11 protein-coding genes are annotated in these 15,006 nt (G+C 65.1%); 7 read left to right on the top strand and 4 right to left on the bottom strand.

Going from position 1 to position 15,006, the window contains the following annotated elements:
* Positions 1-150 precede the first annotated feature (150 nt).
* The gene (locus J8F10_RS01250; protein WP_315854055.1) at positions 151-1,467 is read right to left on the bottom strand and encodes an efflux RND transporter periplasmic adaptor subunit; all 1,317 of its coding nucleotides are present in this window, start codon (positions 1,465-1,467) and stop codon (positions 151-153) included.
* A gap of 427 nt (positions 1,468-1,894) precedes the next feature.
* Between J8F10_RS01250 and J8F10_RS01245 the strand changes: the two genes are divergently transcribed.
* From J8F10_RS01245 to J8F10_RS01235, 3 genes are all read left to right on the top strand, one after another.
* Positions 1,895-2,713 (top strand): MBOAT family protein, encoded by an 819-nt coding sequence (locus tag J8F10_RS01245; protein ID WP_210651913.1) that lies wholly within the window; start codon positions 1,895-1,897, stop codon positions 2,711-2,713.
* A 10-nt stretch (positions 2,714-2,723) separates the two neighbouring features.
* A complete protein-coding gene (locus J8F10_RS01240) occupies positions 2,724-3,131 on the top strand; it encodes a hypothetical protein (RefSeq protein ID WP_210651912.1) in 408 nt (135 codons plus the stop codon).
* Positions 3,132-3,242: 111 nt separating this feature from the next.
* On the top strand, positions 3,243-3,521 hold the full coding sequence (locus J8F10_RS01235; RefSeq protein ID WP_210651911.1) for a GlsB/YeaQ/YmgE family stress response membrane protein: 279 nt from the start codon (positions 3,243-3,245) through the stop codon (positions 3,519-3,521).
* A 40-nt stretch (positions 3,522-3,561) separates the two neighbouring features.
* On the opposite strand, the gene J8F10_RS01230 is transcribed toward J8F10_RS01235, so the two are convergent.
* Positions 3,562-4,500, bottom strand: coding sequence for a hypothetical protein (locus tag J8F10_RS01230; RefSeq protein WP_210651910.1), 939 nt, complete (start codon positions 4,498-4,500; stop codon positions 3,562-3,564).
* Positions 4,501-4,852: 352 nt separating this feature from the next.
* On the opposite strand from J8F10_RS01230, the gene J8F10_RS01225 reads away from it, so the two are divergent.
* Entirely contained in the window at positions 4,853-6,226 is a 1,374-nt protein-coding gene (locus tag J8F10_RS01225) for a DUF1501 domain-containing protein (protein ID WP_210651907.1), read from the top strand.
* Between the two features lie 188 nt (positions 6,227-6,414).
* Positions 6,415-6,879: a hypothetical protein gene (locus J8F10_RS01220; protein WP_210651901.1), complete on the top strand. Its 465-nt coding sequence runs from the start codon at positions 6,415-6,417 to the stop codon at positions 6,877-6,879.
* Between the two features lie 2 nt (positions 6,880-6,881).
* Here J8F10_RS01220 and J8F10_RS01215 read toward each other — a convergent pair whose 3' ends face one another.
* Entirely contained in the window at positions 6,882-7,685 is an 804-nt protein-coding gene (locus J8F10_RS01215; protein WP_210651899.1) for a PhzF family phenazine biosynthesis protein, read from the bottom strand.
* A 67-nt stretch (positions 7,686-7,752) separates the two neighbouring features.
* Between J8F10_RS01215 and J8F10_RS01210 the strand changes: the two genes are divergently transcribed.
* A complete protein-coding gene (locus J8F10_RS01210) occupies positions 7,753-10,800 on the top strand; it encodes a PQQ-dependent sugar dehydrogenase (RefSeq protein ID WP_210651897.1) in 3,048 nt (1,015 codons plus the stop codon).
* A 132-nt stretch (positions 10,801-10,932) separates the two neighbouring features.
* On the opposite strand, the gene J8F10_RS01205 is transcribed toward J8F10_RS01210, so the two are convergent.
* The gene (locus J8F10_RS01205) at positions 10,933-12,000 is read right to left on the bottom strand and encodes a TlpA disulfide reductase family protein (protein ID WP_210651895.1); all 1,068 of its coding nucleotides are present in this window, start codon (positions 11,998-12,000) and stop codon (positions 10,933-10,935) included.
* A 437-nt stretch (positions 12,001-12,437) separates the two neighbouring features.
* Between J8F10_RS01205 and J8F10_RS01200 the strand changes: the two genes are divergently transcribed.
* On the top strand, positions 12,438-14,873 hold the full coding sequence (locus J8F10_RS01200; RefSeq protein ID WP_210651893.1) for a sigma-70 family RNA polymerase sigma factor: 2,436 nt from the start codon (positions 12,438-12,440) through the stop codon (positions 14,871-14,873).
* Positions 14,874-15,006: the final 133 nt, after the last annotated feature.

The following is a 15,006-nucleotide window of genomic DNA, read 5'->3' as shown; positions in this document are numbered from 1 at the left end:
TCTACATGGGGTCCGTTGTGCCCCCGCTCCCTTGCGGTCGCGGCTCGTTTGCCGAGTGCGGAATGACGCCTACGCGGGTCCGTTGTGCCCCCCGCTCCCTTGCGGTCGCGGCTCGTTTGTCGAGGGGCACCGCGATTTCCGCCCTCGTTCCTAGTGTCCGACGGGGGCCTGCTTCGCGCCGGACACGGCCACAACGGACCCGTCGTCCACCGGGTTACTGACACGGAGTACGACCCGGTCGTCGGCCGTCAGGCCGGTGAGCACTTCGATCTCGATGCCGTTGTCCGCGCCGAGAGTGACGGGAACAGTTTGGATGCGGTCGCCGCGCACCACGCGGACCGATCCCTTGCCCGCGCTGCGCCCGGTGACCGCGGCCGTGGGGACGCGCACCGCGGTCGGCGCCCCCGCTTGGAGCGTGAGCCGGGCGTGCCCGTATGCGCCGGAGAACAGGACGCCGTCCGGGTGGCCCGCGGTCGGCGGGTTGTCCACGTCCATCTCGACCCGCATCATGCGCGTCGAGGGATCTTGGTACTTCGCCAACCGGGAGATCCCGCGCGTCGGAAACACTACGCGCGTGTCGGAGGCGACCTCGAACACGGCCGGGTCACCGAGGCTGACGTAGGGCACGTCCCGGTCGGGCACCTGCACCACCACCCGCATCACGTCCGTCCGCGCGACCGCCAGGAGCGGCTGCGTCGCGCCCTGGTCCGCGGACTTGATGAAGGCGCCGATGTTGTACGTGCGGCGCGTGACGACCCCGGTGTACGGGGACGTGATGACCGCGTAGTCGAGGAACACTTGCGACCGCTCCAGGTCCGCCGTGGCGACCCCGACTTCCGCCTTGGCCTGTTCCACGTCCGCCCGCGCTTGAACGATCTTGGCTTTTGCCGCCGCCACCCGCTCGATGGCCGCACGGACCGCTTCCTTGGCCTCGTTCTCGCCCTCGAACGCCGACAGGTAGTAGTCCTCTTGCTCGTCCACCACGCGCTGCTCGATGGCCTTTTGGTCCGCCAGTTCGCGGAACCGGTTGAGCTGCTTCTCGCGGTACTGGCGGTACGCTTTCTTGGCCCGCACGAGCACGTTCGCCAGCGCGACCGACGCCTCGGCCGATTTCGCCTCGGACTCGGCGGCCGTTACGTGGGCCTCCATCTGCTGCACCTTCGCGCCCGCGGCCTTGACGCGCGCCCGGTCGCGCTCGACCTGCTTCTGGTACTCGGGTACCGCGATCCGCGCGAGCACGTCGCCCTTCTTCACCGCGCTGCCGATGTCTACCGTTTGCTCGGCCAGGAACCCGGACACCTTGGCGAACAGGTCCGCGGCCTCGAGCGGCTCGACGGTCCCCGGCTGGATGCACATGCGATCGATCCCGCCCGAGCGGGGGGAGACGACCTCGGCCGTGATTTGCGGTGCGGACTTCGACTCCTCGGAGTGCGGCGCTTCCTCGAACAACGGTTTCCCGCGCGCCACAGCGAACCACCCGCCTGCAGCGACGCCCGCAACGGCTAAAGCGAGGAGAGCGAGCCGGGACCAGCGGAAACGGGGGGGAGTGCGTGTCATGGCAGCGGGGGTGGCGTGAGTTCGGGGAGCGCAGCGTCGCTTATTAACGCCGATTGCAAGTCGCGTGCCGGGTGTTCGGGGCGAAAAATCGCCTGGGAAATGCCGAATTTGAGCAAGTGTAGAACAGTTAGCGGCCGGAAGTCCGAATGTGACGGTGAAACTTTTCGCAGAGCGGGCAACCGTTCACCGTGAAGTTCTTTCTGGGACAACTGCGGAAGGCGTGTGTCCCGGGTTCCGAACTCGCACCGCAGTAAACACCCCACCGGCCGAGATCGAATCGCGGTCCACATCTGTTGCTTACTCCCACTGCCTCGCGGTTGTTTAGACGGAGGGACCAATGTCGCTCGCCGCTCTCAATTCATGGCCGCCGTGGATCGTCATGTGGGCGGTCGCGGTGGTCATCTTTGTCGCGTGCAAGTTGCTTTCGTGGTGGCGAGCACTGCACGCCCCCGCGTGGCGGCACGTCGCGTACCTCGTCGCGTGGCCCGGGTTGGACGCGAAAGCGTTCCTCGACCCGCGCCCGCTCCCGCGCGACCAACGCCCGCGGGTCGGTGAATGGGGCTTCGCGTTCGCGAAACTCGGCCTCGGGATCGCGCTACTTTGGGGCGCGGTGCCGCTCATCCCGTCCGACTTACTGCTCCTACGCGGATGGGTCGGGATGGTGGGAGTGATCTTCGTTTTGCACTTCGGCGCGTTTCACGTGCTGAGTTGTGCTTGGCGCACAGCGTGCGTGAACGCAAAACCGCTGATGGTGTGGCCCGTGCTCTCGGGGAGCGTGAGCGAGTTTTGGGGGAAGCGGTGGAACACCGCGTTCCGCGATCTCACGCACCGGTTCCTGTTCCGCCCGCTGGCGGCGCACCTCGGGGCACGAGCGGGCGTCGCGGCCGGATTTTTGTTCAGTGGGGTCGTTCACGATCTGGTGATCTCGGTTCCCGTTCGCGGCGGCTACGGGTGGCCGACGCTGTACTTCGTCGTGCAGGGATTGGGGCTGCTCGCGGAGAAGTCGGAAGCGGGCAAGCGGCTCGGATTGGGACGCGGATGGCGCGGGCGCCTGTTCACGGCGTGCGTCGTGATCGGCCCCGCGTTCGGGCTGTTCCACCCGCCGTTCGTACTCGGTGTGGTCGTGCCGTTTCTCAACGCCATTGGCGCTGCGTGAGGGAACTTCAATGGAACTCGCTCTTGCGGACCTGATCCGAATCGCGGGCGCAGCTCAGTTGTCCGTGCTGATCGCATCGTCGCTGGTGCCGTTCAAACTGAACTGGAAGCGCGACCTCGCCTCGCTCCCCGCACTACACCGCCAGATGTACTGGACTTACGGCGGGTATGTTGTGCTGGGAATCGTCGCGCTGGGGCTAATGAGTCTCGTCTGTGCGGACGAACTCGCGTCCGGGGCACGATTGGGCCGAGCCGTGTGTGTTTATGGCGCGGTCTTTTGGGGCGTGCGACTGATGTTGCAAGCGGTCTTCGATGTGAAACCGCACCTCACCGTGTGGTGGTTGGCGGTGGGATACCACACGCTCACCGTGTTGTTCCTGTTCTTCGCGCTGGTGTACGGCTACGCGGCTCTCCGGTAACGCCCGAAACGGCACGCCAATTGCGAATAGCGATGGGTATCTGGTGACCCCAGTAATCGGGGCACTGATTACACATATTCGCCCGCGTGCGGGTGCTGAAAGGATCGAGTCATGTTGTCGCTGTTGAGCTGGGTGATTACGGGCTTGTTTGTGGGCCTCATCGCGCGTGCAATGGTGCCGGGCAAGCAGTCGCTGGGGCTCATTCTCACGATCGCTCTGGGCGTGGTCGGCGCGGCCGTAGGTGGCCTGATCTCTTCGACCATCTGGCCGACGTGGACGAACGACCCGAACGTGGACCAGATGTGGCCGGGGTGGATCATGTCCGTGATCGGCGCGATGATCGTGCTGTGGGGCTACATCGCCCTGACGCGCCAGAGCGAACGGGCCTGATCGGTGTTCGGAAGGCCGCAACTCAATCCGGGGAAGCGAACTACTGAGTTCGCTTCCCCGGGTCATTTTCGTTTCGCGCCGCGCTCACAGTTTCACGGCTGTCGCGTGCCGCAATTGCGTTGCGCACGATCCGATCCGCGACTGCGGGATGGGCTTTGAAGTGCTCGCGAAGAAACTGGGTAACGCCCGATGCCACAATACCCTCGACTTCGGGATTGTCCAGTTGGATTCGCGCCGCGCCCATAAACATTGCATCCGCCAGACGTACCGAAACAACGGCTGCTAATCCGGTACGAGCATCATCGCCTTTCACAACGCGCTCACCATGAATTCGTTCTCGAATAAAGCTATTGACCGCTTTGGTCACACCCGCGCGCATCCCATAAACGTGTGTACCACCCTCCGGCAGCCGGCGGTCGTTCGCAAACGACACTGTGACGTCGTCTCCCTCGCACCATTGCAGACCGACTTCGTAGCGGACGCCAGCCTCTTCTCCACGAATCACGATCACATCCGGGTGAATTGGCGTGCGGTCGGCGTTCAGCCACGCCACGTAAGCCCGGATGCCGTCGGCGAACTCGAACTCGTCGTGCGCACCGTCTGACTCATCGGTGAATGAGATGCGCACGCCACTGTGCAGGAACGCGCACTGCCGGAGCCGGTCGCGGATCGTTTCGCTGTCGAAACGCACATCGCCAAAGATGAGCGAATCGGGCCGAAAGCGGATCGTCAGTCCGCGGTCGTTTGGCGCGCCGCCGCTTTGCAGCACCGCGTGCGTGACGCCGCGCCGGAACGTGTGTTGGTAAACGCTCCCGTCGGTTCGCACGCGGACGGTCAGTTCCGCGGACAGTGCGTTCGCGGCCAGGTAAGTTCCCCAGTACCGCCCGTCCGCGCCGGGGCCGAGTCCGTGCCACTGAGTGAAGACGGATTCGAGCGAAAGTTCTCCGAAAACCGGGCTTCTGTCGTCGACGACTTCCACGGAGTGATCTGCGCGAAGGGTGACACTCAAAGCGTGTCCGCTCACTCGCATCATCTCGTCGAGCGAATCCGTGACTAGGCCGAAAAGGAGCTCATGCAACCCGCGCGAATCGACGCCGCCACTGTACATCTGGGGGCGTCGGCGGACCGTCTCAACGTCAGTGACGACGCGAATGTGTTCTTCCGTGTATTCCGCAGGGATTCGTTCCGGGCACATTATGAAGCTTCCATGAGGAGGCGTGAACGTGCTTTACGCTGATTCTGCTGGACACCGAGCGTGAATTCGGCGAAAAGTATTATACCTGCCTGCTCGTTGACTCCCACCGCATTGTGTCGCGTTGAAGGTGCTGCCTATGCTTTCTCTTTTCGGCGACCCGCACGCACGCGGCGGGTTCTGTGACGGCCTCAACCGGCGCGACTTCCTCACGGCCGGTGGGACGCTGTTCGGCGGGTGCCTCGCGCTGCCGCACCTGCTCGCGGCCGGGGCCAAGAGCGGCACGAAGACCTCGCACAAGTCGATCATCAACATTTACCTGCCCGGCGGCCCGCCGCACCAGGATATGTGGGACTTGAAGCCGGACGCGCCGAAAGAGGTGCGCGGCGAGTTCAACCCGATCCAGACCAAAGTGACCGGCATCCAGATCTGCGAGTTGTTCCCGCGCATCGCGCAGATGATGGACAAGTTCACGATCATCCGCTCGCTCGTCGGTAGCGCCGGCGACCACGACGCCTACCAGTGCATGACGGGCCGCCCGCGGACCCCGGCGAACCTCGGGCACTGGCCGTCGTTCGGGTCGTGGGTGTCGAAATCCCAGGGGCCGGCCGACCCCGCGGTGCCGGCGAACGTGTCGCTCATGTACCCGTGCGGCGAGAAGCGCTGGGGGTACCACGGCGACGGCGGGTTCCTCGGGATTCAGCACGCGCCGTTCCACCTGGTCGGGGGCCGCGACACCGGCATGAAGTCGGACAGCCTCACACTCAAGGGCGTGAGCCTCGACCGGCTCAACGACCGCATGAGCTTACTCAAGGGGTTCGACGACCTCGACCGCAAGATCGACGCGAAGGGCACGATGGACGGGATGGACTCGTTCAACCGGCAGGCGCTCGACATCCTCACGTCGTCGAAACTGAAGGACGCGGTGGACCTCTCGAAAGAGAACCCCAAGGTGCTGGAGCGCTACGGCGTGGACGACCCGGCCTTCGAGCGCGACGGCGCCCCGCGCATGGTGCGGAACTTCTGCGTCGCCCGGCGTCTCGTGGAAGCGGGCGCCCGCGTGGTGACGATGAACTTCACGCGGTGGGACTGGCACGGACCGGACGGCAAGAACTTCGTGCAAGCGCGTAAGGACTTCCCGCTCCTCGACCGCGCCGTCACGACGCTGATCGAAGACCTGCACGACCGCGGAATGGACCAGGACGTGTCGGTGATCGTGTGGGGCGAGTTCGGCCGCACGCCGAAGATCAACAACATGGCCAGCCGCGACCACTGGCCGCAGCTCAGTTGCGCGCTTCTCGCCGGCGGCGGGATGAAGATGGGCCAAGTGATCGGTTCGTCGAACCGGCTAGCGGAGCGCGCCGCGTCGCGCCCGGTGACGCACCAGGAGATCTTCGCGACGCTGTACAAGAACCTGGGCCTGGACCCGAACGCGGTGCGCGAGTACGACGCGAACGGCCGACCGCACTTCCCCATCGACGCCGACGCGCAGCCGATTCGCGAACTGGTGTGATGTCTTTTCCTGGGACCGCGGGCGTCTCGCCCGCCGGTCCCAGCGACGAATCGCTTCACGTTTAATCTGGAAGCCGAACACCCTGGTAGAAGCGGGCGGAACGCCCGCAGTCCCAGGAATAGGTTCCGGCCCTCGATTTGCTCAATTCTCCCGTAGCCCGTCGCCACTGTTCGTGTAAGAGGCTCGTCATGTCAGTCCGCAGAACCTTCATCTCTCTTGCGACGCTCACCCTTCTTGCGCCCGTTGCGAGCGCCCAACCCAGTCGCGTCGGGGCGCCGCCACCCGCGCCACTGTTCTTACCGCCCCCGGTCGTCCACCCGCAGGGGCTCGGTAGCATGAGTAGCCCGATTACCCCGCGGCCACTCGGGTACCACGTCGCACCTTACGGCGGCTTGGGCTACGGTCCGCTCGGTGATCGGACCGGCTACCCGGGGACCATCTACAACACGTATCGCGGATCGTACCTCACGGTTCCGACCGTTCCGCAACTCAAGCTGGAAACGCCGAGTAACATCCCCCTCAAAGCGGGAAAACTTCCTCCACTCGACGTGCTGTTCCCGAGCGTCCCCCCAATGGCAGAGCCGGCCGTTCCGCGCATGCCGGACCCGGTCCCGCCCGGACCCGTGGTGCCGGTCGGTGAAAAAGGTAAGTGAGCTTACATCGGAAGAGCAAGGAGCTGGCCGCGCGAGATCGTAATCGCGCGGCCGATGAGTTTGACGCGATCACCGGCCCTAACCACACGAACCACCCCGCCCCGTGTGCTCGCCTGATAGCCCGTCATTTCCACCTTGTTGAGCTTGTTTCCCCACCACACGGCCAAACAACAGTGCGCGGAGCCGGTCACCGGGTCTTCATCAATGCCGGATTGCGGTGCGAAGAACCGCGACACGAAATCGTAGCGCGCATCATCGGATTTCGCGGTGACGATCACCCCGCGGCACTCGATTCGCGCGAGCCGCGTGAGGTCCGGCGTCAGCGCACGTACTTCGGCTTCGGTGGCCACTTCCACGAGGTAATCGGACTCGTTGCGCGCGACCGCGATTGCATTCGCGCCGAGTGATTCGAGCAACCCCGCTGGTGTCGCACACGGAGTCGCGGGTTGGGCCGGGAAATCCAGTTCGATCTCGCCCGATGGGAGTCGGCGCGCGGTGAGAATGCCGCTTTTGTTGGTCGCAAATGTGAGCACGTCTTGTGTCGCAGCGCCCGATTCCCACAAGACGTGTGCGGAGGCGAGTGTCGCGTGACCGCACAGCGCGACCTCGACCGTGGGCGTGAACCAGCGCAGTTCGTACTCGCCGCCCGGGCGGTGGCGGAGGAACGCGGTCTCGGCGAGGTTCATCTCGCGCCCGACGAGTTGCAACCACTCGTTTGACGGCCAGGAATCGAGGAGGCACACTGCCGCGGGGTTCCCGCGAAACGGCGTGTCGGTGAACGCATCGACCACGGACAACGGAATCATGGCGGAACCTCCCAGTTCGAGTGTATACTCGCAACCCACGGGTTTCCCGGTTTCATGAGAGCTTGTCATGTCATCTCTCCCCCTCGCACGGACCGGCGCCGCGATCATCGGGTTCGCGGCCATCGCGCTCGTCCTCCAAACCAACTGGCACTCGCACGCGGCGGGCGACAAAGACCCGCCGAAGGCGAAAGCCGATCCCAACGCGCGCCAGCCGTGGACGACCTCGAAAGTGACGGGCAGCCCGGAACCGCCGCCGAAGTACAAGCCCGTGCGCGTGTTCCCGGAGGCGAAGTTCCATCACCCGCTCTTGATCGTGCGCTGCCCGGGATCGGAGCGCCTGTTCATCGGTGAGCAAGAGGGCGCGCTGTACTCCGTTCTGAACAAGCCGGACGCCAAGAAGGAACTCTTCTTCGACTTCAAGAAGGAACTGAAGACGATCGACAAGACGCCCGGCGCGGGCGGCGTCGGCGAACTGTACGGGCTGGTGTTCCACCCGGAGTTCGCGAAGAACCGGTACTGCTACGTCTGTTACACGCTCAACGCAAAAGTCCCACCGAAGGACGGCCGGTTCCCGGACGGCTCGCGCGTGTCGCGGTTCAAAGTGACCGACACCGATCCCCCGCGCCTCGACGCGGCGAGCGAGGAGATCGTTATCACGTTCGTGGGCGGCGGGCACAACGGCGGCGACATGCACTTCGGGCACGACGGGTTCCTCTATGTCTCGACCGGCGACGCTTCCGGTCCCAACCCGCCGGACACCGCCACTACCGGGCAGGACTGCTCGGACCTGCTCTCGTCCGTGCTTCGTATCGATGTAAACAAGAAAGATGAGGGGAAGAACTACGCGGTCCCGAAGGACAATCCCTTTGTGGGCATGAAGGACGTGCGGCCCGAGATTTGGGCCTTCGGGTTCCGCAACCCGTGGCGCATGAGCATCGATCGCAAGACCGGCGAACTGTGGCTCGGCGATGTCGGGTGGGAGTTGTGGGAGATGGTTCACCGGGTCGAAAAGGGCGGGAACTACGGGTGGAGCATTGTTGAGGGGCGGCAACCGGTGCGCCCGGATCAGAAGATCGGGCCGACCCCGATCCGCCCTCCGCTCATCGAGTTGCCGCACACGATCGCGGCGAGCATTACAGGTGGGTACGTCTACCGCGGGAAGAAGTTCCCCGAGTTGGTCGGCGCGTACATCTTCGGCGACTGGGAGACGCGGCGCATCTGGGCCGCGCGCGTCGAGGGCGATCGGGTCAAGGAAATGCCCGAGATCGTGAAGCCGAGCGTGCGCCCGTCGGCGTTCGGCGAGGACAACGCGGGCGAGATCTACTTCTGCGATTACGACAACGGGTCGATTTACACGTTCGAGCGCAACGATGGGGGCGCGGCCAATGCCAAGTTCCCCACCAAACTCAGCGACACGGGCCTGTTCGCGGACGTGAAGAAACTGGAACCGGCCGCGGGGGTGATCCCGTTCTACACGAACGCCCGGCAGTGGCAGGACGGTGCCACCGCGGACTATCTGCTCGCGCTGCCGGACCTGTCCACCATGAGCTTCTTCGAGAAGCCGCGCGCGCTCCCCGGGCAGGTGTTCTGGCACGAGTTCAAGATACAATTCCCGAAGGACGCGGTGCTGGTGAAGACGCTCGCGCTCGACGTGGTGACCGACAAGGGGCAGTCCGAGACGCGCGTCGAGACGCAACTGCTCCACTTCGACGGCGAAGACTGGCGCGGGTATTCCTATGCGTGGCGCGACGACCAGACCGACGCGGACCTCGTACCCGCGGATGGTGCGGAGAAGACGTTCCCGATTGCTGCGGGCGGTAAGATTGAGAAGGGCGCCTGGGTGCCTGTGGGTAAGAGGGAGCACGTGTGGACGTTCCACAGCCGCACGCAGTGCCTCAGTTGCCACAATGCGTGGTCCGAATATTCGCTCGCGTTCAACACCGCTCAACTCAACCGCGTGCCGCTGTTCGCCGGAACGGACAAAACCAATCAGCTCGTCAAGCTGATGAAGCACGGCTACGCCCGCCGCGTGGGACCGGACGACAAGGAGCTTCCGCCGTTCGACGCGAACTCCATCAAGAAACAGCCCGCGCTCGTTCCCCTCATCGGAGACGATCCACTCGAAGCGCGGGCGCGCAGTTACCTCCACGCGAACTGCGCCCACTGTCACCGATTCGGGGGCGGGGGCGGTCAGGTGGTGATCGAACTCGAAGCCGCAAAGCCGCTCAAGGAAACCGGCATCTTCGACGTGCGCCCGAAGCAGGGCGACTTCGGACTGGCGGACGCGCGCATCGTTGCGCCCGGTGACCCGTACCGGAGCGTGCTGTTCTACCGGATGGCGAAGTTCGGCCGCGGGCGCATGCCGCACCTCGGGTCCGAATTCCCGCACGCGCAGGGATTGGACGTGGTCGGGCAATGGATCGCGTCCCTCTCGAACCCGCCGAAGGAGTGGAGCGCGAGTCTACCGAACGTGAACCGACCGGACCTCGCATACGGGTCGTTCTCGGCCGCGTGGCCCTTCGCGCGGGCCTTCGCGCTGGGCAAATTCGACAGCAAGAGCACGAACAACCTGCCCGCGGAGGTGGTGAAACACGGTGCCGTGCCCGTGCGCGACTTGTTCGAGGGACACATGCCCGCGGACCCGAAGGGGCGCAAGCTCGGTGCGAGCCCGCGTCCCGCACCGATTCTGGCGCTAACCGGCGAGGCGAAAAACGGCGAGGCGCTGTTCTTCAACAAAGAAATGAAGTGCGCGAACTGTCACAAGGTCGGCGACCGCGGAACGACCCTCGGCCCGGACCTCTCGGCGATCGGCAAGGCGCGCACGCGGCCCGAACTGCTCGACAGCCTGCTGAACCCGTCCGCGCGCGTCGAGCCGCAATTCGCCGCGTACAACGTGAAGACGAAGAACGACAAGACGTACACCGGGATCATCGTGAAGCGCGACGAGAAGCAACTCGTCCTGCGCGACGCGGAGAATAAAGAAGTCGTGATCGCGGGGGACAACGTGGACTCGGTCCGCCCCTCGCGCCTGTCGCTGATGCCCGACGGTCAGATGAGCGGGCTCACGCCGCAAGAAGCCGCCGACTTGCTCGAGTTCTTGACGAACCGGAAGTGATTCCCGAGATCGGGGTCGTAGGCACACATACTTCTGTGCCTACGACCCCGGGCCTGTGCTGTGCGATCCCCTCACTCTCGAACACACGCCTACCTGCCCATCGACTGGTCTTCGCATCATTTCCCGATCGACTTACTTGCCCAGCAGTTTCTTGAGCGCGGCTTCGTATTCCTTGCGCTCTTCGCCGCTGGCTTCGGCAACCGCCTTTTGCCCGTATTCCGTCGCTTTGACCGTGTTGCCGGCGAAGGCGTGAGCCTCGGCGACGTGGAACAGGGCCGCGGGGTCGCGGTCGCCCTCGATCTTCAGTTCCGCCTCCGCCGCCTTCAGGGCCAGTTCCGGGTGCTTCTTGTCCGGGTTGATGAAGGACGCGGACCACATGAGCCGGACGCCGCTGACGAGGATCGGGTTCGCTAGTTCGGTCGCGGACCGGATCAGGGACTCGCTCAGTTCCCGGGCCGCGTCGAACTCTTTACCCAGCAGCAGGAGCTGGAGCTTCTTGATCTGGTAATAGTACCCCGCCGCCACCTTCGGGAAATCGGTCTCGAAGGCGGCGAATTCCTTGAGGGCTGCGGCCGGATCGGTCTGGGCCTTCTTCATGATCCCGGCGAACCGCCCGTAATCCTTGCGTATCTGGTCGATGTCGGGTTGCCCGCGCCACGTCCCGGCCAATACTTTCGGGATCACCAGGTCCAGTTCCATCGAGTGGCCGATAAACTCGATCTTTCCGGTCGGGCCGACGACGAACACCGACGGGATGCCCTGGAGCCCGGCCGCCGTCATGTAGGCGTCGTATGTCGTGCGGTCCTCACAGAAGGCGAAAGTATAGGCGTACCGCTTGCCCCGTTGGGCCACGAACGCCTCCACCGCCGCGGCCGAGTTCTTCTCGTCCTTCGCGGTGACGCCGACCACGGTCAGCCCCTTGTCTTTGTACTCGGTTTGAAGGGCGGTCAGGTGCGGCATCACCGCAATGCACGGGCCGCACCACGTGGCCCAGAACTCGACCACGTACACCTTGCCCGGCTCGAACCGCTTGACCTCGGTCCCGCTCAGCCATTTGCTGACCCGCAGCGGCGGGGCGGGGTCTCCGACGCGGAGCGCTGTGGGCTTACCCTCCGGCTTTTCCGGCGGCTCCCCTCCGGCCACGGGGTGCGGGAGGATTGCGAGAGCGATGGCGGCGATCGGAGCGAACGAGAATCGCACGGCGGTGTCTCCCATCGAACGGTGGGTTCGGATTTCGCGAAACCGGCTACTCGGCCGAACGAACAGACCGGAGTGCAACCGAGTATAGAACGCGCTCTGCGGCGTGAGAACGCTTGGGCCTTCACTTCTACTGGCTCCCGGCAAGGTTTTTCGGTTCCGACCGTGCGCGAACCCGTAAGAAATCAGAGCGGCAATTCGCCGCGTACAACGTGGACTCGGTGCGTCCCGCGCGCGTGTCGCTGATGCCCGACGGCCAGATGAGCGGGCTCACGCCGCAAGAAGCCGCCGACCTGCTCGAATTCCTCGCCACCAGCAAATAGCCCGGCGCGACGCACTCTCTCCCCACTGCGGGCGCCCGGTCGTTCCAACTATTTTTGCCACCGGAAAAATCGCGCATGCGCCGGGCCGGAGGGTGGCACCACTCTGGCAAGATGCCAATGATCCCCGTCCTTGCCGATCGGTCTCTTGGTCACGTCCCGGACGCGGACCTGCTCCTCCGGTTCGTCCGGGACGGGGACCGCGCGGTGTTCGAGTTGCTCGTCCGGCGGCACTGGCGACTGGTGTTCGGCGTGTGCCGGCGGGTCGCCGGGAACGTACACGACGCCGAGGACGCGGCTCAGGCGGCGTTCCTCGTTCTCGTCCGCCGGGCCGAAGTCGTTCGCGGTACGCACCTCGCGGCCTGGCTGGCGCGGGTCGCGTACCGGTGCGCGGTCCGCGTCCGCGCGCGACACCAGAGGCATCATTCGACCGACCTCTCGACGGTCCCGGCCCCCGAACCCGTCACTTCCGACCCGGACCTCGCCGCCGCCCTCGACGCCGAGTTGGACCGCCTGCCGGCCAAGTACCGCGTCCCCGTGGTGCTCTGTTACCTCCAAGGGAGGACCTACGAACAGGCCGCGGCGGAACTGAACTGCCCGGTCGGGACGCTGTCCGGGTGGCTGACGCGCGCGAAAGTGCTCCTGCGGACGCGGCTCGTTCGCCGCGGCGTGACGGTGAGTATCGGGGGCCTGACGGTTTTCCTGGACGGGCTGGGTTCGCGTGCTTCGGCGACGGACCACGCGATCCGAGCCACCACCGCAACGGCCGTTGCCTTCGCGCACGGGGAGGCGGTCCCCGGCCGGGCTTCAGCCATTGCCAACGGAGTGATTCAAATGATGACATGGAAGTCGAAGCTGTTACCCGCCGCGCTGGGGGCGGTCGCCCTCCTCGTGGGGTTGACCGCCGCCGCGGTCTCGTTTGAGCCACCGCCCGAGGCGTCGCGGGGGCCGGTCGCAGCCCGGCCCCCGGAAGCGAAGAGGGCCGACGCCGACGCGCTCCAAGGTTTATGGGTGTTCGACGCCAGTTCCGGGAAGAACGCATCACTCGGCATGGCCTGGCGCTCGCGCGTTGTCATCCGGGGCGATGCGGTCACCGTCGAGCCGTTCCTCGACGAAAAACTCGTTCTGCGAGGGAAAATCGAACTCGACCCGGCGGCCGAGCCGAAGCGGTTCGACCTGGTCCTTGAGGAACTCGACTTCGCCCCCGCCGGCGCCCCCCTCAAGATCGCGGCCGGGAGGTATCCGGGCGTGTATAAGCTGGACGGCGAGCGGCTGAGCGTCTGCTTCGCGACCGAACCGGGCGGCCCGCGACCCGCCTCGGTCGACGACCCCGGCGAGCGGCTGATTCGGGCGACGCTGGCGAAGGCGCCGCCGGGATTCAAGGAATTCCCAAAGGAGGTGACGGTGAAGGCGGTCGGGGCGGACGGCAAGCCGGTGGTCGGCGCGGTCGTCGCCCGATTGATGAACCGCCGCCCGCATTTCGAGCCACGGACGCCTGATGGCCGCCCGATTCCGCCCGAGAAGGTGACCGAGGAACAGCGGAAGCGGTGGGAACAATTCAACCGGGTGCCGGAAGGCGGCATCCGAGACCCGGAGACCGGGTGGACGTTCTTCAACGCCAGGACGACCGATGCCGATGGCACCGTGAAAGTACTCTTTGATGAATGGGCTTCTGACCAGATAGTGGTCCGAGATCCGGTAAGTAAGCGGGTGGGCAATGCACGTATGTCCCCCGCTATGTTCCTGGCGAGCAGCACGGTGACGGTGACGCTCCAACCGGAGTGCCGGGTTCTGGCGACGGTCCGGTGCGAGGAACTGACCAAGGCGGGCCGGACCGATTACTTCCACTCGATCATTGAAACGCCGGACGGGCGGCAAATCGCTAGTACCGGCAACGAGGCCGGGAAGCTGGAGTACCTACTGCCGCCGGGCGACTACACCCTGGCCTTATTCGGTACTGAATGGATGGTGTCCAAGCGGGTGAAGATTACGGTGCCGAAAGACCGGAACGAGCACGTGGTCGAGCCGGTTGACCTGCTGCCGAACGAATTGCTCAAGCTCCTCGGGCAGCCGGCGCCGGAGCTGACCGATGTGGCCGGGTGGAAGGGCAAGGAGGTGAAGCTGGCCGACCTGAAGGGGAAGTTTGTGCTGCTCGCGTTTTGCAGCTACGGGTGCGGGGATTGCATCGACAAGATGCCGGCGGTCATGGACCTGTACGACCGCGTCAAGGACAAGGGCGTGGCGATCGTCGGCGTCCACGTCGATGCGGACGGCGAGGTGGGCACAGCGAAAGCCTTCGATGAGAAACACGCGATTTACAAGAAGGACATCTGGAAGGGGCGCGATATTCCGTTCCCGGTGGCGCTGACATCCTTGAAACCGCCAGGCGGCGCCCAGAACGCGAGCCGCGGTGGACCGGTGGCGAAATACGGCATCAGTAGCTCCTTGAGGACCATTCTGATCGACCCGGACGGCAAGGTGGTCGGCCGTTTCGACGCCGCGGCCAAGGAAGCGGCCGAGCGCCTCGAAGAGCTGCTGAAGGAAGCGAAGAAGTGACGGCCGCCGCTGAGCTGGTCGGAAGCGTGAACGGCCGCTCAAATTCGGAAGGGTGAACGGGGCGGGGCAGAGTACACGAATCGGCACCACGGTGCTATTCGTGTACTCTGCCCTGCCCCGCCGTTCACCCGGA

This window comes from Gemmata palustris (assembly GCF_017939745.1).
GTDB lineage: Bacteria > Planctomycetota > Planctomycetia > Gemmatales > Gemmataceae > Gemmata > Gemmata palustris.
This window is presented reverse-complemented; position numbering and strand designations above follow the sequence as displayed.